Below are 24,776 nucleotides of genomic sequence, written 5' to 3'. Positions count from 1 at the left end.
CCTACGCCGCCCGGAGCCCCTCGCGACACCAGGGTTTCCCGCGGCGGCCAGGGCCCCGCCTCCGACCCGGTTCAGGCACCGTCGCGCCGTAGCAGCGGAACCATCAGCTGGTCGATCATCTCCTCCAGATCCCGCTCGCCCCATTCGCTCGCGCACACCTTGGAGCGGTACATCATCATCGCCGGAATGGCGTCGAAGACGTAGGGGTTCGCGGCGTCCGGACGCACTTCTCCCCGCTCGATTCCCCGGCGGACGATGTCTTGCAGCAGGTGCGTCGTCGGCTCGATGACCCCGCCGAGAATCACGCTGTGGAAGCGCTCGGCCTGCGCAACGTCGCATTCGTGAAGTACCGATCGGAGTGCGAATCCGGGTTGCGAGTACATCGCCTCCCGCACCAGCCGGCACAGCTCCAGCAGGTCCTCCCGGACACTCCCCAGGTCGGGGGCGTCGGCCAGACTCGGCAACCCGGCCTTCAGCGCGTCCGCGACAAGGTCCTCCTTGGAGGGCCAGCGGCGGTAGACCGCCGCCTTTCCGGTCTGGGCCCGCGCGGCGACACCCTCCATGGTGAGGCCGCTCCAGCCGACCGTACTGAGCTGCTCCAGTGCGGCATCGAGGATCGCGCGTTCGAGCACAGCACCGCGTCGGCGCAGGGAGGCCGCCTGAGCGGGGGCGGCCGTCCAACGCGAAGTAACCATCTGAGTGTCTCCGTTGTGCGAGGAGGCGGGGGACTGGGGTGAGGCCTGAGGCGAAACCCCCTGGGGGAGGGCCGCCAGCGGCCGGGCGCGGTCGGTGAGCTCGGTGCCGGTGCGAGCAGCCGAGTGACGTCACGCGGCAGCGACTTCAGTGAACGCTTGCGTTCACTGTCGGGGACTCACTACCGTTGACGCGACAGTGAACGCGAGCGTTCACTAACGCACTTGTGGGGGACCCATAGTGACAACCTCTCAGTTGATTCAGGATTCGAAGCCAGGAGCGGCCCGTCGGGAAGGACATCCCGGCCTCGCGCTCGCCGTCATCGCGGCCTGCCAACTCATGGTGGTACTCGACGCGACGATTGTGAACATCGCCCTCCCGCACATTCAAGACGCGCTCAAGTTCAGCACAACCGACCTGACCTGGGTGGTCAGCGCGTACACCCTCACCTTCGGTGGCCTGCTGCTGCTCGGTGGCAGGGCAGGCGACATCCTCGGTCGTCGCCGGGTCTTCATGACCGGCATCCTGCTCTTCACCCTCGCCTCGCTGCTCGGCGGACTCGCCCAGGAACCCTGGCAGTTGCTGGCCGCGCGCGCCCTCCAGGGCGTGGGTGGCGCGATCGCGTCGCCCACCGCGCTGGCGCTCATCACCACGACCTTCCCCGAAGGCCCGGAACGCAACAGGGCCTTCGCCGTCTTCGCCGGGGTCTCCGCGGGCGGTGGCGCGATCGGGCTCCTCGCGGGCGGCATGCTCACCGAGTGGCTCGACTGGCGCTGGGTGCTCTTCGTCAACGTGCCCATCGGTGTGCTGATCGCGGTGCTCGCGCCGATGTACATAAACGAGTCCGAGCGCCATCCCGGACGCTTCGACATCACGGGCGCGCTGACCTCGACGGCCGGTATGGCCACCCTCGTGTACGGCTTCATCCGCTCCGCGGCGGAGGGCTGGCGGGACGGTCTCACCATCGGGTCGTTCGTCGCGGCACTGCTCCTGCTGCTGGCCTTCGCCTTCACCGAGACCCGGGCGAAGGAGCCGATCACCCCGCTGAAGATGTTCGCCGACCGCAACCGCTCCGGCACGTACGTGATCATGCTGAGCCTGGCGGCGGCGATGTTCGGGATGTTCTTCTTCATCGTGCTGTTCGTGCAGAACGTCCTGGGCTACACCCCGATCCAGGCGGGCCTCGCCTTCCTCCCGGTGACGGCGGCGATCGGTATCGGCGCGGCCCTGTCGCAGCGGTTCCTTCCCGTACTGGGGCCCAAGCCCTTCATGATGGGCGGTTCCGCGCTCGTGGCGGTCGGGCTCGGCTGGCTGACGTTCATGAGCCCCGACAGCACCTATGTCGGCGGGATTCTCGGTCCGATGCTGCTCTTCGCCTTCGGTATGGGACTGAACTTCGTGACCCTGACCGTCACCGCGGTCTCCGGTGTCGCCCAGCACGAGGCGGGCGCGGCGTCCGGACTTCTCAACGTCACGCAGCAGGTGGGTGGTTCGCTCGGGCTCTCCATCCTGACCACGGTCTTCGGCACCGCGAGCCGGGACGAGGCGAAGAAGCAGGTGCCGAAGTTCCTGACCGGCTCCTCGCCGGAGCAGAAGGCGGAGTTCGCCAAGACGCACCAACTGCCCGCGCCCTGGGGCCATGACGTGCTCGCCCACGGCATCTCGACCGCTTTCGTACCGGCCGTCGCGATGGCCGTACTGGCCCTGATCACCGCTTCCGTGGTGATCCGTGTCCGCAAGAGCGACCTGGAAGCCCTGGCCGGCACGGCGGGACCGGCCGGAGCCTGACGAGGAGAGCTGCGGAGGCCGGGCCCGGCCCGGGGAAGACCGGTACGGTCCACGGTCCGGCCTTCCGCAGCGCGCGGCACCGCGCCGTCGCGCGTCGCGAACGGCACACCGTCCCGGCCGCGCCTCGCGGACGGGACGGTTCACCGCTTCAAGGGGCCCAAGGACGGACCCAAGGGGCCCCTGCACGGACCTAGGGGGCCCATGGACGGACCCAGGAGGCCGCTGGACCGCTCGCATCACCTTCCACGGGCGCGGCGGACATCGCACCTCAGCGACACCCCGCCTACGCCGCGACAGCCATCCACCGCGGCAGGCTCTCCGTCCGCGTCACCCACTCCCCCGGTGGGGCCCCCGCCTTTCCGGAGGCGACCACTCCGCCGACGATGGCACAGGTCGTGTCCATGTCGCCGCCCACCTGGGCCGTCGCCCAGAAGGCCGCTTCGTAGTCCCCGAGGGTCCGTGCCGCCGACCAGAGCGCGAACGGCACCGTGTCGTGCGCCGTCGTGCGCCGCCCGCATCCCAGTACGGCCGCGACCGTCGCGGTGTCCCCGTAGTCGAGCATGTCCCGGGCCCTGCGCAGCCCCGCGCCCACGGCGCTGCGCGGCACCAGCGCGATGACGCCGTCGAGGAGCTCCGCGGGGCTCGGCGGCCCCGCCGGGTCGGCCGCGAGGGCGGCGGCCGCGGCGACGGCCATGGCGCCCACGACGGCCTCACGGTGCTGGTGGGTGGGGTAGGCCGAGATCTCCGCCTGGTGGACCGCCTGCTCGGGGTCGTCCGCGTACCAGGCCCCCAGGGGGGCGATCCGCATCGCCGCGCCGTTGCCCCACGAGCCCTGCCCCTTGAAGAGGGCGGAGGCCAGCTGTCGCCAGTCGCCGCCTTCCCGGACCTGTCGCAGCAGCCGGTTGACCGCGGGGCCGTAACCGCGGTCGAAGTCGTGGTGCTCGGCGAAGGAGCGGGCCAGCTCGTCCTGGTCGATGCGGCGGTGCCGGCCCAGGACGGCCACCACGGAGGAGGCCATCTCGGTGTCGTCCGTCCACTGCCAGGGGCCGGGCGGAAGATCGCGGCGCTTGAGCAGCGGGTAGTGCGCGGGCACGAAGAACTGTGAGCCCAGCGCGTCCCCCACCGCGAGTCCACGCAGGCTGGCCAGGGCGCGGCCCATGCGTGCGTCGGGAGAGGTGTCAGCGGTCATCGCCCTGCCACTCTATCCCGCTGACCCCGTACGGCTCCGGATCACGCCAGCGCTCGAACGGGCGGTCGAGTGTGTACTTGTCGTCGTCACCGAGGACGAGCATCCGCATCTCCGCGTTCCCCGGATTCGACAGCGCCTCGAACTCGGCGACCGTCCAGTGGAACCAGCGCATGCAGAACAGGCGCATGGCCAGACCGTGGGTCACCAGGAGCACGTTCGGCGGATGGTCGGGTGCCTCGAAGCTGCGGTACAGGCTCTCCAGGAAGCCGCCGACCCGGTCGTACACGTCGGCGCCGGACTCACCCTGGGCGAAGCGGTAGAAGAAGTGCCCGTAGGCGTCCCGGTACGTCTTCTGAAGACGTACGTCGTCGCGGTCCTGCCAGTTGCCCCAGTCCTGCTCGCGCAGCCGGGGTTCCTCGCGAACCCGCATGAGCTCGGGGTCGAGGTGAAAGGCACGGAGCGTCTCGTGCGTACGCCGGTACGGGGAGACGTACACGCTGACGCGCTCGCGTCCCAGCACCTCCCGCAACCGCTTTCCGGTCTCCTCGGCCTGCTGCCACCCCTTCTCGGTGAGTGCGAGAGCGTGGTCGGGTTCGCGTTCGTACACGGTGTCATCTGCGTTGCCCGCTGACTCGCCGTGCCGGACAAGGACGATGCGCCGTGGTCTTACCATGCCAAGACCCTAATTCGGGTGATGGCCGATCGAGCACTCGTACGGGCTCCATACGGCGCAGATCACACGCGTCCCCCACATCGGGCACCCATGGTCACCACGCCTTCAGACCGTCCAGCCGGGTTCCAGCGCCACTATGTCGCCCGCGAGGGCCACGACATCGGTCTCCGTCTGGGCACGCAGCGTGAGCCGCTCGACACGCTCGGCGCGGTACTTGCCGTGCTCGGCGGCAGACAGCCACATGGACAGGATCAGGAACTCGTGGCCGGGCGCCTCGCCGAACAGCCCCCGCACCATGCCGGGCGACCCGGCCATCGCGGGGTTCCAGACCTTCTCCTGCATCAGCGCGAAGTGCTCGGCCCGTTCCTCGTGGACACGACAGTGGGCCACCCTCAGCACGTCGGTGTCCGTGAAGCGTGGCTCGAAGCCGGTCTTCACGTCGAACCGGTGATCGAAGAGCTTGACCTGCGCGTCCTTGAAGGTCCCGGACTGAGCGGTGGCGAGCCGATCGTGCGAGCGTGCCATGAAGGAGTCGTAGAAGGCACGGCTCTCCCAGAAGGTGAAGAGGTGCGCCACACCGGGCCGCCCCCGGCTCCAGCCCCCGCCCTGTCCCCGGAATCCCGGCTCGCCCAGAAGCCCCGCCCACTTTCGCTGCCCGCGCTCGAAACCGCGGCGGTCCACCACGGTGCAGCGAATCCACTTGACCAGCACCGCGCCATCGTAAGGCCACGGAGCGTGGCGTCGGTCACGCTCCGGCGGAGTGCACCCGCGCGAGCGCTCCCGCGCGCGTGGCACGATGGGCAACCGAACCTGACCGCACAGCAGTTGGGGCAGGAAACTGATGGAACGCGGGGAGGGGAAGATTCGGATGAACGGTCTCAACAAGGGGATACGCAAGGTCGAGCTCGCGGTGAAATGGGACCCCAGTCCTGTCGGTGAGCCCGCAACCGACCTCGACATCATCGCGGCGACCTACGGGGCCGACGACCCCTACGGAAGCCCCGTCTACGTGGTGCACTTCGACAGCCGCTCCCCGGACGGCACGATCTACCTCAACCGGGACAGCAAGGACGGCAAGGGCTTCGGCTGGGACGAGGTCATGACGCTGGAGCTGGACCGCCTCAACAGCCGCTACACGCGTGTGGTGGTCGGCGTCCTGATCCAGCAGCGCTCCGGCCACAAGGAGTTCGTCGGCGTACTCAACCCCGGTCTGCGCATGCGCGAGGGCTACACCGTCCTGGCGGAGGACAGCTTCGGCGGTGTCCTGGGCGCGACGGCCGCGACGGTCGGTGAGTTCGTCCGCGACGACTCCGGGGAGTGGACCTTCCACCCGGGCATCCACGGCTACGACACGGACCCTGCGGCGTTCCCCGCGATCATGGGCCGCCGGCACGACTCCTGAACCACACCCGAAGAAATCGCCCGCTCCGTAGGGCCGCGAAAACGCCGAAGGGCGGCACGACCGGTGGTCGTGCCGCCCTTCGTCCGTCGGATCAGCTGCAACCGCTGGTCGAACCGCAGCCCTCGCAGATGTAGCAGGAACCGGCCCGCTGCATCTTCGTGCCACAGGAGAAGCACAGGGGGGCGTCCGCCTGGATGCCCAGCTGCATCTCCACCAGTTCGGCACTGGTGTGAGCCTGCCTCGGGGCGGGCTCGGCCACCGCGACCTCGGCCACGGGGGCGGCGACGGCCTTCAGTTCCTGCGCGCGGGGCGCGGACTGGGCGAGGCCCTCGACGTCCATGTCGACATCTTCCATGGACGGCTCGTAGGAACCCGTCTCCAGATGACGCTGACGCTCCTCGGCCGAGTGGATGCCGAGCGCGGAACGCGTCTCGAACGGCAGGAAGTCCAGCGCCAGGCGGCGGAAGATGTAGTCGACGATCGACTGCGCCATCCGCACGTCCGGGTCGTCCGTCATGCCGGCCGGCTCGAAGCGCATGTTGGTGAACTTCGAGACGTACGTCTCCAGGGGCACCCCGTACTGCAGACCCACGGAGACCGCGATCGAGAAGGCGTCCATCATGCCCGCGAGGGTGGAGCCCTGCTTCGACATCTTCAGGAAGACCTCGCCGAGACCGTCGTCCGGGTAGGAGTTGGCGGTCATGTAACCCTCGGCGCCGCCCACCGTGAAGGAGGTGGTGATGCCGGGACGGCCCTTGGGGAGGCGCTTGCGCACCGGGCGGTACTCGACGACCTTCTCGACCGTCTCACGGATGGTCGCCTCGGCCTTCGCCGTGACGGCGTCGGTCGCGGGCTTCTCCTTGGTCTTGGCGGAGAGAGGCTGGCCGACCTTGCAGTTGTCGCGGTAGATCGCGAGCGCCTTGACGCCCATCTTCCACGCCTCGAAGTAGACCTCTTCGACGTCCTCGACGGTCGCCGTCTCCGGCAGGTTGACCGTCTTGGAGAGCGCGCCGGAGATCCAGGGCTGGATCGCGGCCATCATGCGGACGTGGCCCATCGCGGAGATGGAGCGCTCGCCCATGGCGCAGTCGAAGACCTCGTAGTGCTCGTGCTTGAGGCTCGGGGCGTCGACGACATTGCCGTTCTCGGCGATGTGGGCGACGATCGCCTCGATCTGCTCCTCCTGGTAGCCCAGGCGTCGCAGGGCCTGCGGGACGGTGCCGTTCACGATCTGCATCGAGCCGCCGCCGACCAGCTTCTTGAACTTGACCAGCGCGAGGTCGGGCTCGAGGCCGGTGGTGTCGCAGGACATCGCGAGACCGATGGTGCCGGTCGGGGCGATGACCGAGGCCTGCGCGTTGCGGAAGCCGTTCTTCTCGCCGAGGTGCAGCACGTCCTGCCAGGCCTCCGTGGCGGCGGCCCAGATCGGCGTGTCCAGGTCGTCCACCCGGACGGCCACGGCGTTGGCGTCGGAGTGCTGCTTCATGACGCGCTGGTGCGGCTGCGCGTTGCGGGCGTAGCCGTCGTACGGGCCGACGACCGCGGCGAGCTCGGCGGAGCGGCGGTACGAGGTGCCGGTCATCAGCGAGGTGATGGAGCCGGCCAGGGCGCGGCCGCCGTCGGAGTCGTACGCGTGACCGGTCGCCATCAGGAGGGCGCCGAGGTTGGCGTAGCCGATGCCCAGCTGACGGAAGGCGCGGGTGTTCTCGCCGATCTTCTGGGTCGGGAAGTCCGCGAAGCAGATGGAGATGTCCATCGCGGTGATGACGAGCTCGACGACCTTGGCGAAGCGCTCGACCTCGAAGGACTGGCGGCCCTTGCCGTCGTCCTTCAGGAACTTCATGAGGTTCAGCGAGGCGAGGTTGCAGGACGTGTTGTCCAGGTGCATGTACTCGCTGCAGGGGTTCGAGCCGTTGATACGGCCGGACTCCGGGCACGTGTGCCACTGGTTGATCGTGTCGTCGTACTGGATGCCCGGGTCGGCGCAGGCCCAGGCGGCCTCGGCCATCTTGCGGAAGAGCGACTTGGCGTCGACCTCCTCGATGACCTCGCCGGTCATGCGCGAGGTGAGGCCGAACTTGCCGCCCTGCTCGACCGCCTTCATGAACGTGTCGTTCACGCGGACCGAGTTGTTGGCGTTCTGGTACTGGACGGACGTGATGTCGTCGCCGCCCAGGTCCATGTCGAAGCCCGCGTCGCGCAGGGCGCGGATCTTCTCCTCTTCCTTGACCTTGGTCTCGATGAAGTCCTCGATGTCGGGGTGGTCGACGTCGAGGATGACCATCTTGGCCGCGCGGCGGGTGGCGCCGCCCGACTTGATCGTTCCTGCGGAGGCGTCGGCACCGCGCATGAAGGAGACGGGACCGGAGGCGTTGCCGCCCGAGGAGAGGAGCTCCTTGGAGGAGCGGATACGGGAGAGGTTCAGGCCGGCGCCGGAGCCGCCCTTGAAGATCATCCCCTCTTCCTTGTACCAGTCGAGGATCGACTCCATGGAGTCGTCGACGGACAGGATGAAACAGGCGGAGACCTGCTGGGGCTGCGGCGTCCCGACGTTGAACCAGACGGGGCTGTTGAAGCTGAAGATCTGGTGCAGGAGCGCGTACGCCAGCTCGTGCTCGAAGATCTCGGCGTCGGCGGGCGAGACGAAGTACTTGTGGTCCTCGCCGGCCTTCCGGTACGTCTTCACGATGCGGTCGATGAGCTGCTTGAGGCTCACCTCTCGCTGCGGGGTGCCCACGGCACCCCGGAAGTACTTGCTGGTGACGATGTTGACCGCGTTCACCGGCCAGAAGCCGGGGAACTCGACGCCACGCTGCTCGAAATTGACCGAGCCGTCGCGCCAGTTGGTCATGACGACGTCACGGCGTTCCCACTCGACCTCGTCGTACGGATGCACGCCGGGGGTGGTGTGGATACGCTCGATGCGCAGTCCCTTGCTGGCCTTGGTGCCCTTGGCGCGGGAACCTCGTGCCGGACCGCTCGCCGTCTCTGTCATGCCGCCTCCCTGTTTCAGGCTAAAACGCCCTGAAGTGCCACGTTCTTCCCATGGCACATTGTGTGTCCGATGCCGCGCGCGCCGTCCGTACGGCCTTGCGCAGCAGGTCTGTGGTCGCCGCCGGGCGGCCGGCCCGAGCCGGCCTTCCCGTCAGTCGGCGGCGGTGGCGGGCACGGTGACCTGGACGGTCTCTCCGGACCCGCGGTCGCATTCCGGGCGCTCCGCGTCCGCGGCGCCCGCGCCTCCCTCGTTCCCCACGGCGGGGCAGCGCCCCGTCTCCCTGAGTTCCACGATGGCGGCCTCGAAGTCCTCGAGCGAGTCGAACGCCCGGTAGACGGACGCGAACCGCAGATAGGCGACGAGGTCGAGTTCCTGCAACGGGCCGAGTATGGCCAGCCCCACGTCGTGGGTGGTCAGTTCGGCGCTTCCGGTGGCCCGCACCGCCTCCTCGACCCGCTGGCCGAGCTGGGCGAGCGCGTCCTCGGTGACGGGCCTCCCCTGGCACGCCTTGCGCACGCCGTTGATGACCTTGGTACGGCTGAAGGGCTCGGTGACGCCGGACCGCTTGACCACCATCAGCGAGCACGTCTCCACGGTCGTGAAACGACGGGAGCAGTCGGGGCACTGGCGGCGCCTGCGGATCGACGTGCCGTCATCGGTCGTACGACTGTCGACGACGCGGCTGTCCGGGTGCCTGCAGAAGGGGCAGTGCATGGCTCCAACCCTCCTTCACAGCACGGCTCATAGACCCCGCGAGACCTCACGGGCCTCTCGGAGCAGCCCCAAGCATAGGCGATGACCGGGGGCTCGAAGACCCGGGGGACCACAACTTCTGGGCCGCTCCGGCAATCCAACCACTAGATGTGGGGATCGACCCGTAAATTCGCCCAGGGCCCGCGTGTCGCGCACGTATGGGCATGTGCCGCACGGGCGTACCGATCCCGGACACGCGGAGATACCGTGGTCAGCGCGCGGACGGGGGGTCGGTACCCGACGGACGGGGTGCCGAATGGCAGACTGGGGCGCGGCCCACATCTGCCGGCTCGGTCATCGCCTCGGCGGTGAAGAGTACAGCAATGAGACCTTTTGTCCGACGGATGCGGAATCAGCCATACACCCAGCCTCATGATCGCGTGAGGCAATCCGCGTTTTTTCACTCGAACGTGTGTTTGGCGCAACCTTTCGAAAGCAACTACCGTTGTCCAGCAGGGAGACCATCGAGAGGGGCCGACGTGACCACCACCGCAGACAGCGCCACCATCACTGCCCAGGACCGCTCCCAGGGCCGACTCGAGCCGGTGCATGCGATGAACGAAGCCACGAACCATGAGGGGCCCAAGCGTTCCCTGCCGGGCCGACCTCCAGGCATCCGTGCGGACAGCTCGGGACTCACCGACAGGCAACGCCGGGTGATCGAGGTCATCAGGGACTCCGTGCAGCGACGCGGCTACCCACCGTCGATGCGGGAGATCGGACAGGCGGTAGGCCTCTCCAGCACCTCCTCGGTCGCACACCAGCTGATGGCACTGGAGCGCAAGGGCTTCCTGCGCCGAGACCCGCACCGCCCGCGCGCGTACGAGGTCAGGGGATCCGACCAGTCCTCGGCACAGCCCACGGACACCGCGGGCAAGCCGGCCGCGTCGTACGTCCCGCTCGTGGGCCGTATCGCCGCCGGTGGCCCGATCCTGGCCGAGGAGTCCGTGGAGGACGTCTTCCCGCTCCCCCGGCAGCTGGTGGGTGACGGTGAGCTGTTCGTCCTCAAGGTCGTCGGTGACTCGATGATCGAAGCGGCCATCTGTGACGGTGACTGGGTGACGGTCCGCCGCCAGCCCGTCGCGGAGAACGGCGACATCGTGGCCGCGATGCTGGACGGCGAGGCCACCGTGAAGCGGTTCAAGCGCGAGGACGGCCATGTGTGGCTGCTCCCGCACAACTCCGCCTACCAGCCGATCCCCGGCGACGAGGCGACCATCCTGGGCAAGGTGGTGGCCGTACTGCGGCGAGTGTGACAGCGCGCGCCGGGCGGCACCGTCCGCCCCGCCCCTGACCGGGCCCCGGGACCAACTGCGCCGGTTCCGGGGCCCTGCACGTTCTGCCGCGCGGCCCCGCGGCCGCCCTCGGTGAGATCGGTACGGGCCGCGGAGCGCCCCGGCGTTTCCCACCCGGGCGTCGGCCTCGGTACACCTCGATGGTGACCACCGAGGTGTTCATCGATCGTGGCGAACCGGGCATCCAACGCCGCGAACCGGGCACCCGACGCCCTCCACTCCGCCGGAGCACCGCTCGAACCGACCGGCCCCCGGCGGACAGCCGCTACGCTTCCTCGGCCGGCCGCGGCGCCTCCTCCGCCTCCGCCGCCTTCTGCTCGTGCAGCGCGTCCTCCGCCTTGCGTGCTGCCTCGTCGATCGCCGTGAGCGACCGCCGGACCTGGTTGCGGTCCGTCGTGTACCAGAAGTCGGGCAGCGAGGCCTTGAGATAGCTGCCGTAGCGAGCCGTGGCCAGGCGCTGGTCCAGCACCGCCACCACACCACGGTCCCCCGTGGCGCGTACGAGGCGGCCGGCGCCCTGCGCCATCAGCAGCGCCGCGTGCGTGGCGGCGACGGCCATGAAGCCGTTGCCGCCGTTGTCCTCGACGGCCTTCTGGCGGGCGCTCATCAGCGGGTCGTCGGGGCGCGGGAACGGGATCTTGTCCATGACGACCAGCTGACAGCTGGGACCGGGGACGTCCACGCCCTGCCAGAGCGAGAGCGTGCCGAACAGACAGGTCTTCGGATCGGCCGCGAAGTTCTTGATCAGCTCGCCGAGCGTCTCCTCGCCCTGCAGCAGGATGGGGTACTCGGGGATGCGCGTGCGCAGTTCCTCCGCCGCGAGCTGGGCGGCCCGCATCGAGGAGAACAGGCCCAGTGTGCGGCCCCCGGCGGACTGGATCAGCTCGGTGAGCTCGTCCAGCATGTCGCCGCGGTCGCCGTCACGCGCGGGGCGTGCCAGGTGCTTGGCCACGTACAGGATGCCCTGCCGGGGGTAGTCGAAGGGCGAGCCGACGTCGACGCCCTTCCACTGCGGGAGGTCCTCGCCCTCGGTGCCCTCCGGGGCGAGCCCCAGCGACGCCCCCACTCCGTTGAAGTCGCCGCCGAGCTTCAGGGTGGCCGACGTCAGGACGACCGACCGGTCCGAGAAGAGCTTCTCCCTGAGGAGACCGGACACCGACATGGGCGCCACCCGCAGCGACGCGCCGAAGCGGTCGTGGCGCTCGTACCAGACGACGTCCCATTCGGAGCCGTTGGTGATCCGCTCCGCCACGTCATGGACCGACTCCACCGCGGCGAGGGCCTGCTTGCGGACCGCGTCCTCGTCCTGGACGGACTTGTCGCGGGTGGAGCCGATCGCCGAGATCACCGTGCGCGCGGCGTCACGCAGCGCCATCAGCGCGTATCCGAGATCCTCCGGGATCTCCTCCAGACGACCGGGAAGCGCCAGCTCCATCAGCCGCTCGAAGCCCTCGGCGGCGGTCTGCAGCTGGTCGGCCGCCTTCTCGTTGACGAGCCGCGCGGCGCGCCGGACGGCGCGGTTGACCTGGCCGGGGGTGAGCTCGCCGGTCGCGACGCCGGTGACCCGGGAGACCAGCTCATGGGCCTCGTCGACGATCAGCACCTCGTGCTGCGGGAGGACCGGCGCGCCCTCGATGGCGTCGATCGCGAGCAGCGCGTGGTTGGTGACGACGACCTCGGCGAGCTTGGCGCGCTCACGGGCCATCTCGGCGAAGCACTCCGCTCCATAGGCGCATTTGCTCGCGCCCAGGCACTCCCGGGACGACACGGACACCTGGTTCCAGGCGCGGTCGGAGACGCCGGGCGTGAGGTTGTCACGGTCACCGGTCTCGGTCTCGTCCGACCAGTCCCGCAGGCGCAGCAGGTCCTGGCCCAGCTTGCTGGTGGGCGCGGCGGCCTCGAACTGGTCGAAGAGGCCCTCTTCCTCCTCCTGCGGCACACCCTCGCGCAGCCGGTGCAGGCACAGGTAGTTCGACCGGCCCTTGAGCATCGCGAACTCGGGGCGGCGGCGCAGCAGGGGATGCAGCGCGTCGACGGTCCGTGGAAGATCACGCTCCACGAGCTGCCGCTGGAGCGCCAGGGTGGCGGTCGCCACGACGACGCGCTCCCCGTGGGCGAGCGCGGGCACCAGATAGCCGAGGGACTTTCCGGTGCCGGTGCCCGCCTGCACCAGCAGGTGGGAGCTGTCGTCGATGGCACCCGCGACGGCTTCGGCCATGGTCACCTGGCCAGGGCGCTCCGTGCCGCCGACGGCGGTGACGGCGGCGTGCAGGAGTTCGGGGAGTGAGGGCTCTGTCATAGCGATGCCAGCCTACGGGGCTCCACTGACAACCGGGCGATCACGGCCCGGACGACGGACACGATCAGGACGATCGCGGGACGGGTGGTGAGGACGGGTGCGGGGCGGGTGATCACGACGCGTGAAGGGGGTTCGGCACGGTGCCGTGCACGGCGGCGTGCGGGCGCTCGGAGCGGTCGCGGTAACCGTCGAGATGCAGCCGGTTGCGGTTCAGGCACAGCCGCTCGATACGCGGAGTGAGCAGGTCGAAGGTCTCGTGACGTTCCTTGAGCTCGGGGAAGCGGGTCTGGTGGCGGACGACCTCGGCGCGGACGAGTGACCAGAACTCGGCCTCCGGAACACCCAGTTGTTCCTCGCAGAGCGGCGCGAGATAGCGGAAGACCCCTACGAAGAGCCCCGAGTGGATGAACTGGGTCAGGAAGGCCGGCGGCTCGGTCAGCAGCACCTCGCGCACCTCGTCCGGCATGGAGGAGTGTTCGGGCAGTGGATCCGCGCTCACGTTGATGTCGTCGACGAAGTCCTTCACGGCGAGTCGGACCGGTACGTCATGGTTGTCGAAGACGACGATCGCGTTCTCACCGTGCGGACTGAACACCGTGCCGTAGCGGTAGAGGAAGTGCAGGAGCGGCGGCAGGAGCGCGGTGAAGAGGCGGCGCAGCCAGGCCCTGGGTGCGAGACCCGAGCGGGCGACCAGCTCCGCCGTGAAGGCGCGGCCCTGGGGATCGGTGTGCAGGAGGGCGGCCAGGGTGCGGGCGCGCTCGCCGGGTGCGAGGTGCCGTGAGACCGGCTCGCGCCAGATCGCGCCGAGCAGTTCCCGGTACTGGTAGGGCACTTCGGGGAGTCCGTCGTACACGGGGTGGTGGACGGTGACCGAGGCGACCTCGCCGAGCAGGATCACCCCGCAGGTGTCGCGCAGGAACGGGTCGGCGTCCCGCAGGGTCCGCATCCAGGCGGTGACGGCGGGGGCCGCGAGGGTGCGTTTCGTGGGGAGGCCCCGCCACACCAGCGTGTTGAGGACGGACAGCGGAAGCTTCACCGTGTGCCGGTCCGGGCGCGAGACGTTGAGGAAGGTGCGGATCGACTGCTGGGGCAGGCGCAGATCACCGTCGGAGGGCAGCGGCACGATCGCTCCCGCGGCGACATGCCGCGCGAACAGCGGCAGCACGACGTCGTCCCACTGCCACGGGTGCACGGGCAGGTAGAGGTACGACTCCGGTGCGAGCCCGCGGGTGCGGAGGACCTCGTCGAAGGCCTCGCGGGTGGCGGGGGCCAGTTCGCGTGCGTAGAGCTGTTCGGCGGTGCCGAGGCCGTCGACGCCTCGGTAGGTGGCCAGCGTCGTGTGCACCGCGATCCAGGGAAGGGGCGTGGCCCGGCGGGCCTCGGGGGCCCAGGCGGCGGCGTCCCGCGCGGAGAAGCCGAGGCGGCCCTTGTTGAGCACGATCCAGGGGTGGCCGGTCTGATGGCCCTCCAGCTCGGCGTACCCGAGGTCGGCTAATTCGGCGGCCGTACGGGCGTCACGGTCGAGGCGCACGTCCGCGGCGAGCGTCGTGCTGAGCTCGCGCAGGGCGTGGCCCAGCGTGGCGCCGTCCAGTTCCAGCGTGCCGCGGGCCCGGGTGAGGAAGCCGAGCGGGTCGGTGAACGGACACGGTTCCTTCCCCTCTTCGGTGAGGGTGAGCGAGGCGGGGTCGACACGCCAGCTGTCGTACGAGAGGCGGCGGGCGCGGAAGGAGAGGCTGTCGCCGGCGTCGAGCCGGAGGGTGTAGGGGTGAAGGTCGTCGGCGGGGGGAGCGTCGGGGTGCGGGGCGTCGCGACGCACCGCTGGACGCGGGTGACCCTGTTCCGGCCGGACGATCTCCTCGTGCGCGAACTCCCCGATCATCTTCGCGAGCAGTCGGCGGCCGGCCTGCTCCCAGCGGTCCTCGCGCAGCTCGGGCGGGTCGTACAGGGCGGACAGTCCTTCGGAGGCCGGGCTTGCGGACGGATTCGGCACGGGGACTCCTCGACGGGGAACCGGGACGGGACGAGTGGAGTACGGAGAGTGACGGATCTACATCAGGTCGCGCAAGGCCCGGTCGCGCATCATGAGGGCTGCCTTCTTTCCGGGCAGTTCGACCTCGGCGGAGAACCGGAAACCCCCGCTCAGGAAGGCGGAGACGGAGGGGATGTTGCGCAGATCGGGTTCGGCCACGACCCGTGCGCAGGCGGGACGCCGGTCCAGTACGAGATCGGCGACGGCTCTGAGCAGGGCCGAGCCGAGACCGTGCCCGCGGTGGGCGACTCCGCCGATGAGCAGATGGACTCCCGTGTCGTGCGGGCGGGCGGGGTAGTGGCGGGCGAGCTGGTCGAGGTCCGCGCGGTAGATCTCCCAGTAGCTCATGGGGGTGTCTTCCAGCAGACCGATGCAGGGCACGCTGCGTCCGTCGCCGGCGAGCTGTCGGTTCAGATGCTCCTCGGTCACCGACTCGGGTCCCGCGAGCTCCCAGAAGGCCGAGACGGCGGGGTCGTTCATCCACCGGGTGACGAGTGGGAGATCGCGTTCCACTCGTACCGGAACCAGCTGGAAGGTGCCCACGGGGGTGGTGGTCGGACCCCAGCCGCCGATGCCGCCGAGCAGGTCGTCACGGGCTGGACCGACGGGAGCGGAGTGGGCCGCGCCCGCACCGCGGTGGTCTCCGGTGTCGCCCGCACGGTCCTCGCCGGGCCGGCTTCCGCCGACCGCTGGTCCCCCGGACGCGCCGGCGTGCGCGCCGGCCTCCCCGGATCGGCCGTCTCCCCGGGATTCCCCGACTGAACCGACTGAACCGGCTGACCCGACTGAGCCGATTGACTCGACCGGCCGAGCCGGCCCTGCCGACGCGACCGGCCCTGCCGAACTGATCGGCTCGACCGGCCCGCCGGGCTCGGCCGGCTCGGGTGTGCCGCCGAACAGGGCGATCAACTCGTCGGGCAGGCGCAGGTCGAGCGTGTCCTCGCAGTCCGTGCCCGGCCCGGCGTACGGGTCCGCGCCGGGATCGGTGTCGGGGGCGGTACCGGCGTCGGCGCTCGCATCGGTGGGAGGCACGGCGACGCTCCTCTCAGGAGACGGGGTGGGTCAAGTCCTTCAGGAACGAAGGGGGTTGGTGACGGTGACGTAGACGGACTGGGTGTCGACCGGGCCGACGAGTTCGTCGAGGCCGTGCAGCCGGGTGAGCAGGTTGGCCTTGCAGCGCAGAACGGGCGAGTCGAGCAGGAGGGAGGGCAGGGGCGTGTCGAGGCGTCCCGGGCCCGCCGCCGCCTCGGTGAGGAAGCGGCGGAAGGCGGCGAGCAACAGTCGTTCCTCGGCGAGGTGTTGGGAGCCGAACGCGCCGATGAGGCCGAACACGTTGTTGATGGCGAGGTAGTAGGCGAAGCGTTCGTCGGTGACCTCGTCGCAGACGAAGGTGTCGCTGTGCACGCCGATGCCGGGCAGCCGGGCGTCGAGCTCCGCGCGCCGTGACGCGCGGAAGTAGTAGCCCTGGTTGTCGCGGTAGCGGCCGCCGACGGGCCATCCCTCGCGGTCGAGCACGACCAGGGTGTTCTGCTGGTGGGCCTCCAGCGCGATTCCGGCCTCGCCGTCCAGCCAGAGCACGGGACGGACGACGTGTTCCAGGTAGCGCAGGAACCACTCGGTGGCGACGGCTCCCCGGGGCCGGCCGGCGCGGCCGGCCAGCCGGGTGACGATCTCGGCGAGCCGGGACCGCATGACGGGCCTCGGCTCGGCGTCGGCCCGTGCGCCGGGCTGGGCGTACGGCCGGGGCGAGACGAGCCCGGCGACGCAGCCGACGTCGTCCGTGGGGCCGAAGGGGTTGTGCCGGATCATCACGTCGAGCCCGGTCAGGGGCGTGCCGTCGGGGGCGTCGACCGCGAGCCAGGCCGGGTCACGGACGATGTCGAAGCCCGGGTGGGCGGCCTGCCACTGCTTGGACAGGCCGCCGCGCAGCAGCCGGTGGACCTCGACGCCGCGGTGGAGCTCCTTACGGAGGTTCTCCCGGCGGGAGTTGGTGATCCGCAGGCCCAGCGACAGCTTCAGCATCGCGGGGGCCCCGGGGCGGTAGAGGGTTCGGACGGAGGACGTGGGGTGCCAGGGGGAGCCGTAGGGGCCGAGGTCCTGGAGCAGCCCCGCGTCGAGCAGGGCCGCGGTCCCGGGGCGGTGCCGGACCTCGCCCATCTGCCAGGGGTGCAGGGGCAGGGCGGCGTACCCGTCGGGCAGCGGCAGGCCGGCTCCGGCCAGCCGTACGGTGAGCTGCTGTGCCTGGACGGGGCGTCCGCGCTCCGTCCACGCCGAGTCGGACGCCAGCAGCGAGGGGGCGACCGCCATCCAGTGCAACGGGAACGAACCGCGCAACTCGGGTGAGTACAGCGGCATCTCGGCCTCGGAGAGTTCCTCCCGGCTCTTCGGGGTGGGGTGCAGGGGGTGCCCCAGCAGGAGTGCCTGCTCGGCCGCGAGAAAGAGGTCGGGGGTGTCGGCGGGCCGCTCTCTGCGGTCGCTGAGGAACGCCACGGTCCGGCGTACGGAGTCGGCGACCCGTCCGACCAGGTCGGACGGGTCGGATCCGTCACCGGCGGGGTGACGGGCGGGGGCGGGATCCGGGACACGGGGGAGCGCGGTGTCCGTACCGCACGCGGTGCCCGTGTCGGTGCAGGTGTCGCCGCCGGTGTCGGACGTGGGCGCGGAAGCCATGGCGGACGCCGGCGCACGGTCCGTTCCGGACGTCGGCGCCGCATCCTCTTCCGGTGCCCCGCCGATCGTGGACGTCGCCCCCGTGCCTGGCCCCGGCTGGCGCGCGAGCAGTGCCGCCACCGTGACCGCGTCGGCGGGCGGTGCTCCCTCGGGGGCGTCGGCGAGATGCGGAAGCCCGAAACGGTGCCAGCCCGTCGGGGACCAGTAGTGGACCGGGACCAGCAGGGCCGTCCCACTGGCCGGGAGGGGGATGCGCAGCGTGCCGTCCACGGGCGCCGCGAGGTCGTTCTCCCGTACCCAGCAGCGCAGCAGGTTCTCCACCGCCGCCGCCTGGGCCGCGGTGGGGGCGACGGGGTGCTCCAGCGGGTCGGTGGCGGCGCCGCGCAGCCGCTCGGCCTGCGGGGCCCCTCCCATCTGCCGGGGGACCGATTCGGCATCCGAGGCGAGCGGGGTGTGCGGGCCACGCCCCGCTCGCTCGGGGGTGACGAAGCGGCCGTCGGGTGCGGGGGTGGCGTTCAAGAGAGTTCCTCGTGGGGTCGTTCGGACTCGTGCGGCGACGAGTCGGGGCGGTACGTGGGTGCGTGGGCTCTTCGGCGTTTACGGCTGCTGGGGGCGGTGGCGCGGCCGCGACGTCGTCGAGCCGGGGCCGGGCGGTGTGCGGGGCGGCGACGAGCCCGCCGGGACGGGGCCGGACCGGGGACCGGTCGGCGCGCCCCCTCAGCCCGATCCCCCGCGTGCCACCGCGCCCACCGCGTCCGCGAGCCGGTCGAGTACCGCGGCCGCCTGTTCGTCGGTGATCGTCAGGGGTGGCAGAAGCCGCACGACGCTGGCGTGCCGGCCGCCCAGTTCGACGATCAGGCCGCGGCGCAGGCACGCGCGCTGCACGGCGGCGGCGAGTTCCGGGGCGGCGGGCCGGGGTCCGTCGGCGGCGGGGTCCGACGGTGCCTCGGGCCGCACCAGCTCGACACCGATCATGAGCCCGCGGCCCCGTACGTCGCCGATGCAGGAGAACTCCCCGGCGAGGCGGCGGAGTTCGGCGATCATGCGGGTGCCCAGGGTCGCGGCGCGCTCCGCCAGTCGGTTCTCGCGTACGTACGCGAGGGTCGCCGTGCCCGCGGCCATGGCGAGTTGGTTGCCGCGGAAGGTGCCCGCGTGGGCGCCCGGCTGCCAGACGTCGAGGTCGTCGCGGTAGACGATGACGGCCAGCGGCAGGCTGCCGCCGATGGCCTTGGACATGACCATCACGTCCGGGGTGATCCCGCTGTGCTCCACCGCCCAAAAGGTGCCGGTCCGGCCGACTCCCGTCTGGACCTCGTCCGCGATCAGCGGGATGGACCGGTCCGCCGTGATCTCGCGCATCCGGCGCATCCAGGCGTCCGGCGCGGGAATCACCCCGCCCTCGCCCTGGACGGGTTCGAGGATCATCCCGGCGGGATGGGGCACGCCCGACTTGGTGTCGTCGAGCACGGACTCGGTCCAGCGCGCGGCGAGTTCGGCGCCACGCTCGCCGCCGATACCGAAGGGGCAGCGGTAGTCCTGGGGGTAGGGCAGGCGGGCGACCCTGACCTCGCTCGCGCCGCCGGACGCTTCGAGCGCCCCCGCCGTCATCCCGTGGTAGGCGCCGGTGAACGCGAGCGTTCCGGTGCGTCCGGTGGCCGCGCGCACCAATGTGAACGCCGCCTCGACGGCGTCGGTCCCGGCCGGTCCGCAGAACTGCACCCGCGCGCGTGCGGCGAACTCCGGGGGCAGGGTGCGGAACAGCTCGGTGGTGAAGGCGTCCTTGACGGGTGTGGCGAGGTCGAGGACGTGCAACGGCGCCCCGGAGTCGAGGACTTTCCTGATCGCCTCCAGGACGACCGGGTGGTTGTGGCCGAGGGCCAGGGTCCCCGCCCCGGAGAGACAGTCGAGGTAACGGCGCCCGTCCGCGCCCTCGATGGTCAGCCCGCGCGCCCGTACGGGAACGATCGGCAGGGCGCGTGCATAGGTACGCGCCGCCGATTCGCGCGCCGACTGGCGCCGCAGAATCCCCTCGTGCGCCGCGCGCGCCCCCTCGGAGGCGCCCGGCGAACCCTCCCGTGTCTCTTCGGGCTCGCGCCCCACCGGCACCACCGCAGACTCGGTCACCGCCACGACTTCAGGTCCTCCCGCTGTGCAGACGCGAGTTGGCGGGGGGTTCTGAACGCACGGTGCAGGCCCCCCGTACGTACCAACGACGTGACCGGCGTGGGGAAGCGGGTGAGGCGAAGATCCTTGCCGTGACGGAACCGTTGCCGTTCCGTGGGATGTCCCCCACAGCGAGCGCATAGTGTGTGATGCCGTTCGGCGCTACCGGAGGATCGCCGGCTCCGGCCGGTCGATCGGCGCGCGCGGTTCCGTACCAGGGGTCCCGTGCCAGGGGTTCCGGACCGGCGGATCCTGACAAGTTCTCTTACGTCCAGGGGGAGTTACACCATGCCATCCATACGCCCGCCCTTCACCGCCCGTCGCGGCGGGAGCGCGCGCCGCACGAACTCCCCCGTCCTGGCCGCGGTCGGCCTGGCCGCGGCGCTGACGCTGACCGCCACCGCCTGCGACTCGGGCAGCAGTACGGCGGGCGACCGGCCCAGCACGCCGGCGTCGCAGAACGGCGACGACAAGATCAAGATCCCGGACGACATCAGGAACAAGCTCAAAGAGCACGGGATCGACATCGACAAGTGGAAGGACGGCGCCTGGAAGAACTGGAACCGGGACGACTGGCTGCGCGAGGCCAACGACTTCGTCAACCCCATCATCAAGGGGCTGTGGAACCCGGACCGGATGCGCGGCGCCGACGACCCGGACAAGAACAAGGGCGTCGACGAGAACGACCTCTCCGGTGACCAGGGCGTCACCGATCCGACCCCCGCTCCGGTGGCGGCGAAGGCCGTGAGCCCCGCCTACCACGACAGCGTGCCCGAGGCGGGGAAGGTGTTCTTCGACTCCCCCGAGGGCACCATGGTCTGCTCGGCGACCGTGGTCGAGGACCCGGCGCACCCGGGCAAGTCGAACCTCGTGTGGACCGCGGGTCACTGCGTGCACGCCGGCAAGAAGGGCGGCTGGTACCGCAACATCGCCTTCGTGCCCTCGTACAACAGCGCCGGCAAGACGTCCGCCGAGCTGCAGAACGCCGACCGTACGGAGGTCGCTCCGTACGGTGTCTGGTGGAGCGACTGGGCGCAGACCTCGGACCAGTGGATCGGGCAGGGCGGCCCCACGGGCGGTCAGGGCGCGTCGTACGACTACGCGGTGCTGCACGTGACGCCCGAGAAGGGCGGCGACGGCAAGTCCTTGGAGGAGACGGTCGGCGCCGCGCTCCCGGTGGACTTCAACGCCCCGGCCGTACCGAAGGTCGCGAGCATCACGGCGACGGGCTATCCGGCGGCGGCGCCGTTCGACGGCCAGAAGCTGTACCAGTGCACGGACGGGCCCGGCCGGCTCTCGATCGCCCAGGCCGATCCGACGATGTACCGCATCGGCTGCACCATGACCGGTGGCTCCTCCGGCGGTGGCTGGGTGGCCGCCGGCCCGGACGGCAAGCCCGCGCTGGTGTCGAACACCTCGATCGGCCCGGTCAGCGCGGGCTGGCTGGCCGGCCCGCACCTGGGCGATGTGGCCAAGGGTGTGTACGACTCGGTGAGCAAGAAGTTCGCGGCACAGTAGGGCGACGGGCGTGAGCGGGACGTACGGCGGCCGGTAGGCGCTGCCGGGACCGGTGCCCGCGGCGCCACACGTACGAAGGCCCGCCCCCTGCGCGAGGGGGCGGGCCTTCGTACGTCCGTACACGGAACCGGGGGGCCCGGAAACCCGGGCACCGGGTGGAGCTAGAGCGCCGCCGCCGGAACGTACGGCGCGAGGTCCGCCGCCAGTTCCTCGTGGACCCGCACCTTGAGCAGCGTGCCCTCCGGGGTGTGCTCCTCGGAGATCACCTCGCCCTCGGAGTGGGCACGCGCGACCAGCCTGCCGTGCGTGTAGGGCACGAGCGCCTCGATCTCGACCGAGGGGCGGGGCAGCTCGTTGTCGATCAGCGCGAGCAGCTCGTCGATGTTCAGGCCGGTGCGGGCCGAGACCGCGATGGAGCGCGTCTCGTTCCGCATCAGGCGCTGGAGGACCAGCGGGTCGGCCGCGTCCGCCTTGTTGATCACCACGATCTCGGGGACGCCGGTGGCGCCGACGTCACGGATGACCTCGCGCACGGCGGCCAGCTGCTCCTCCGGCGCCGGGTGCGATCCGTCGACCACGTGCAGGATCAGGTCGGAGTCGCCGACCTCCTCCATCGTGGAACGGAACGCCTCGACGAGGTGGTGCGGCAGATGCCGTACGAAGCCGACGGTGTCCGCGAGGGTGTAGATCCGCCCGCTGGGCGTCTCGGCACGGCGCACGGTCGGGTCCAGGGTGGCGAACAGCTCGTTCTGGACCAGGACGCCGGCGCCGGTCAGGCGGTTGAGCAGGGAGGACTTGCCGGCGTTGGTGTAACCGGCGATGGCGACCGAGGGCACCTTGTTCCTGCGCCGCTCCTGGCGCTTGATCTCGCGGCCGGTCTTCATGTCCGCGATCTCCCGGCGCATCTTCGCCATCTTCTCGCGGATACGGCGCCGGTCCGTCTCGATCTTGGTCTCACCGGGGCCACGGGTGGCGAGGCCGCCGCCCTTGCCGCCGCCCATCTGACGGGACAGCGACTGACCCCAGCCGCGCAGTCTCGGCAGCATGTACTGCATCTGCGCGAGCGCGACCTGCGCCTTGCCCTCACGGGACTTGGCGTGCTGGGCGAAGATGTCGAGGATCAGGGCCGTACGGTCGATGACCTTGACCTTGACGACGTCCTCGAGGTGGATCAGCTGGCCGGGGCTCAGCTCACCGTCGCAGATCACGGTGTCGGCGCCGGTCTCCAGGACGATGTCCCGCAGTTCGTTGGCCTTGCCGGATCCGATGTACGTGGCCGCGTCGGGCTTGTCGCGGCGCTGGACGACACCGTCGAGCACGAGCGCGCCCGCGGTCTCCGCCAGGGCGGCCAGCTCGGCGAGCGAGTTGTCCGCGTCCTGGATGGTTCCCGAGGTCCAGACACCGACGAGGACGACGCGCTCCAGGCGGAGCTGTCGGTACTCGACCTCGGTGACGTCCTCGAGTTCGGTGGAGAGGCCGGCGACACGGCGCAGGGCCGCGCGCTCGGAGCGGTCGAACTGGTCGCCGTCCCGTTCTCCGTCGATCTCGTGGCTCCAGGCGACGTCCTCTTCCATCAGGGCATCGGCCCGAAGACCTTCGGGGTAGTTCTGCGCGAGGCTCTGCGCGTCCTGGGAAGGGGAAGAAGAGGAGGTCATTGGATCCTTACGTCGATGGGGGCTCCGGTGCGTCACTGGCGACACCGGGTCGGCGACGGACCGCGCCCGTCTGTGGGAACAACGTCCGGGGCGACCGGGAGATTCCCCGATTCCACCGGGCCGACCCTCCACGGGGGCCGCGCCGCCGACCTGGAGATGGTCGCACGGCACGGCCCGTCTCGTCATGCGAGTTACCGGGCGCCCTTGTGGGCCTTCGGGGCGTCACTCCTCCAGTCCGGGTGACCGGGCATCGGGGGGGTCCTCTTCCCGTACAGCCACGCCTGGAAGAAGCCGCTCAGGTCGCGGTCGCCGATGCTGGAGGCGAGCCGCTCGAAGTCCGCGGTCGAGGCCGTGCCGTCCCGGTGGACGGCGACCCAGGCCCGCTCCAGGCGTTCGAAGGCGGGCTGTCCGATCTCCTGGCGCAGCGCGTAGAGGGCGAGCGCGGCGCCGTCGTAGACGTTCGGCCGGAAGATGCTGATCTTCTGGCCCGGCCTGGGCCCCTTCGGTGCCGCGGGCGGGCCGCCGGCGGCCCGCCAGGTGTCGGACGCGCGGTAGGCCGCCTTCATCCTGGTCTCCATGGGCTTTTTGCCCTTCTCCTGCGCGTACAGGGCCTCGTACCAGGTGGCGTGCCCTTCGTTGAGCCACAGGTCCGACCAGTCACGCGGAGTGACACTGTCGCCGAACCACTGGTGCGACAGCTCGTGCACCATGATCGACTCGACGTACCACTTCGGGTAGGCGGGCTGGGTGAAGAGCTCCCGCTCGAAGAGGGAGAGCGTCTGTGTCTCGAGTTCGAAGCCGGTCTGCGCCTGGGCCATCAACAGGCCGTACGTCTCGAAGGGGTACCGGCCGACCTTGCGCTCCATCCAGGCGATCTGGTCGGGGGTCTTCCTGAGCCACGGTTCGAGCCGCTCGCGGTCCTTGGTGGGGACGACGTCGCGCACCGGCAGTCCGTGCGGACCGGTGCGGTGCAGGACCGTGGAGCGGCCGATGGAGACCTGGGTCAGCTCGGTGGCCATGGGGTGCTGGGTGCGGTACGTCCAGGTGGTGGCCCCGGGGGCGCGGACCACCCCGGTGGGCAGACCGTTGGCCACGGCCGTGTATCCCTCGGGCGCGGTGACGTGGATGGTGAACATCGCCTTGTCGGAGGGGTGGTCGTTGCACGGGAAGACGAGGTGGCCGGCGTCGGCCTGGTTGGCCATGGCGAGCCCGTCCTTGGTCCGCACCCAGCCGCCGTCCTGGTTGCCGCGGACCGCCGGGTCGCTGTGGTGGCGCACGGTGATCCGCATCCAGCCGCCGGCGGGCACCGGTCGTGCGGGGGTCACCACCAGATCCTCCCCGGCGTTCGTGAACGCCGCGGGTGACCCGTTGACCTCGACCGATCCCACCGTGCCGTGCGCGTAGTCGAGATTGACGCGCTCGAGGCGGCGCGAGGTCACGGCCTCGATGGTGGTGACGGCCGCCAGCGGTTCGGTGTTCTTGCCGGTGTAGTTGAAGGAGAGGTCGTACGACGTGACGTCGTAGCCGGGATTGCCCAGGTGCGGGAAGAGCCGGTCGCCGATGCCCAGGGGCGTCGCCGGGGACGGGGCACTCGCGGCGACGAGGCAGACGGAGACGGCGGAGGCGAGCAGTGCCGCCCGGACGCGGCGGCTCC

Annotated in this window: 17 protein-coding genes; 4 read left to right on the top strand and 13 right to left on the bottom strand. The window is 70.6% G+C overall.

The window, feature by feature from the left end; all coding sequences use genetic code 11:
* Positions 1 to 71: 71 nt before the first annotated feature.
* Positions 72 to 695, bottom strand: a complete 624-nt coding sequence (locus HEP85_RS29275) for a TetR/AcrR family transcriptional regulator (protein WP_168530561.1) — start codon at positions 693 to 695, stop codon at positions 72 to 74.
* Between the two features lie 238 nt (positions 696 to 933).
* On the opposite strand from HEP85_RS29275, the gene HEP85_RS29270 reads away from it, so the two are divergent.
* Positions 934 to 2,481, top strand: a complete 1,548-nt coding sequence (locus HEP85_RS29270) for an MFS transporter (RefSeq protein WP_168530560.1) — start codon at positions 934 to 936, stop codon at positions 2,479 to 2,481.
* A 283-nt stretch (positions 2,482 to 2,764) separates the two neighbouring features.
* Here the strand turns inward: HEP85_RS29270 and HEP85_RS29265 are convergent, their stop codons facing one another.
* The 3 genes from HEP85_RS29265 to HEP85_RS29255 all read right to left on the bottom strand — a co-directional run bounded on the left by HEP85_RS29265 (position 2,765) and on the right by HEP85_RS29255 (position 5,054).
* On the bottom strand, positions 2,765 to 3,670 hold the full coding sequence (locus tag HEP85_RS29265; protein ID WP_168530559.1) for an ADP-ribosylglycohydrolase family protein: 906 nt from the start codon (positions 3,668 to 3,670) through the stop codon (positions 2,765 to 2,767).
* Positions 3,660 to 4,343, bottom strand: coding sequence for a histidine phosphatase family protein (locus tag HEP85_RS29260; RefSeq protein ID WP_153288193.1), 684 nt, complete (start codon positions 4,341 to 4,343; stop codon positions 3,660 to 3,662). Before HEP85_RS29260 ends, HEP85_RS29265 begins: the two co-directional genes overlap by 11 nt.
* 105 nt (positions 4,344 to 4,448) lie before the next feature.
* On the bottom strand, positions 4,449 to 5,054 hold the full coding sequence (locus HEP85_RS29255; protein ID WP_168530558.1) for a YdbC family protein: 606 nt from the start codon (positions 5,052 to 5,054) through the stop codon (positions 4,449 to 4,451).
* A 157-nt stretch (positions 5,055 to 5,211) separates the two neighbouring features.
* Between HEP85_RS29255 and HEP85_RS29250 the strand changes: the two genes are divergently transcribed.
* Positions 5,212 to 5,745, top strand: coding sequence for a TerD family protein (locus HEP85_RS29250; protein ID WP_168530557.1), 534 nt, complete (start codon positions 5,212 to 5,214; stop codon positions 5,743 to 5,745).
* 91 nt (positions 5,746 to 5,836) lie between these two features.
* Here the strand turns inward: HEP85_RS29250 and HEP85_RS29245 are convergent, their stop codons facing one another.
* Both HEP85_RS29245 and nrdR read right to left on the bottom strand, forming a co-directional pair.
* Complete coding sequence (locus HEP85_RS29245) at positions 5,837 to 8,740, bottom strand: vitamin B12-dependent ribonucleotide reductase (RefSeq protein WP_329290939.1); 2,904 nt, start codon at positions 8,738 to 8,740, stop codon at positions 5,837 to 5,839.
* 150 nt (positions 8,741 to 8,890) lie between these two features.
* The gene (gene nrdR / locus HEP85_RS29240) at positions 8,891 to 9,454 is read right to left on the bottom strand and encodes a transcriptional regulator NrdR (RefSeq protein ID WP_168530555.1); all 564 of its coding nucleotides are present in this window, start codon (positions 9,452 to 9,454) and stop codon (positions 8,891 to 8,893) included.
* Positions 9,455 to 9,972: 518 nt separating this feature from the next.
* On the opposite strand from nrdR, the gene lexA reads away from it, so the two are divergent.
* Entirely contained in the window at positions 9,973 to 10,749 is a 777-nt protein-coding gene (gene lexA / locus HEP85_RS29235; RefSeq protein ID WP_168530554.1) for a transcriptional repressor LexA, read from the top strand.
* A 304-nt stretch (positions 10,750 to 11,053) separates the two neighbouring features.
* Here the strand turns inward: lexA and HEP85_RS29230 are convergent, their stop codons facing one another.
* From HEP85_RS29230 to HEP85_RS29210, 5 genes are all read right to left on the bottom strand, one after another.
* Positions 11,054 to 13,087 (bottom strand): ATP-dependent DNA helicase, encoded by a 2,034-nt coding sequence (locus HEP85_RS29230; RefSeq protein WP_168530553.1) that lies wholly within the window; start codon positions 13,085 to 13,087, stop codon positions 11,054 to 11,056.
* A 112-nt stretch (positions 13,088 to 13,199) separates the two neighbouring features.
* Positions 13,200 to 15,077 (bottom strand): IucA/IucC family siderophore biosynthesis protein, encoded by a 1,878-nt coding sequence (locus tag HEP85_RS29225; protein ID WP_168530552.1) that lies wholly within the window; start codon positions 15,075 to 15,077, stop codon positions 13,200 to 13,202.
* A 57-nt stretch (positions 15,078 to 15,134) separates the two neighbouring features.
* Positions 15,135 to 16,148: a GNAT family N-acetyltransferase gene (locus HEP85_RS29220; protein ID WP_329290931.1), complete on the bottom strand. Its 1,014-nt coding sequence runs from the start codon at positions 16,146 to 16,148 to the stop codon at positions 15,135 to 15,137.
* A 39-nt stretch (positions 16,149 to 16,187) separates the two neighbouring features.
* Positions 16,188 to 18,200, bottom strand: coding sequence for an IucA/IucC family siderophore biosynthesis protein (locus tag HEP85_RS29215; protein ID WP_369658137.1), 2,013 nt, complete (start codon positions 18,198 to 18,200; stop codon positions 16,188 to 16,190).
* A gap of 303 nt (positions 18,201 to 18,503) precedes the next feature.
* Positions 18,504 to 19,892, bottom strand: coding sequence for a diaminobutyrate--2-oxoglutarate transaminase family protein (locus HEP85_RS29210; RefSeq protein WP_329295101.1), 1,389 nt, complete (start codon positions 19,890 to 19,892; stop codon positions 18,504 to 18,506).
* 345 nt (positions 19,893 to 20,237) lie between these two features.
* On the opposite strand from HEP85_RS29210, the gene HEP85_RS29205 reads away from it, so the two are divergent.
* Positions 20,238 to 21,467 carry a serine protease gene (locus HEP85_RS29205; RefSeq protein ID WP_168530551.1) on the top strand — a complete coding sequence of 410 codons (1,230 nt, stop codon included), beginning with the start codon at positions 20,238 to 20,240 and terminating at the stop codon, positions 21,465 to 21,467.
* 161 nt (positions 21,468 to 21,628) lie between these two features.
* Here the strand turns inward: HEP85_RS29205 and hflX are convergent, their stop codons facing one another.
* On the bottom strand, positions 21,629 to 23,122 hold the full coding sequence (hflX, locus tag HEP85_RS29200; protein WP_168530550.1) for a GTPase HflX: 1,494 nt from the start codon (positions 23,120 to 23,122) through the stop codon (positions 21,629 to 21,631).
* Positions 23,123 to 23,313: 191 nt separating this feature from the next.
* Positions 23,314 to 24,753 carry a M1 family metallopeptidase gene (locus HEP85_RS29195; protein WP_369658136.1) on the bottom strand — a complete coding sequence of 480 codons (1,440 nt, stop codon included), beginning with the start codon at positions 24,751 to 24,753 and terminating at the stop codon, positions 23,314 to 23,316.
* Positions 24,754 to 24,776 lie beyond the last annotated feature (23 nt).

It is taken from the genome of Streptomyces sp. RPA4-2 (assembly GCF_012273515.2).
Taxonomy (GTDB): domain Bacteria; phylum Actinomycetota; class Actinomycetes; order Streptomycetales; family Streptomycetaceae; genus Streptomyces; species Streptomyces kaempferi.
Note: the sequence above shows the minus strand (reverse complement) of the source record. Positions and strands in the feature narration are given on the sequence as shown.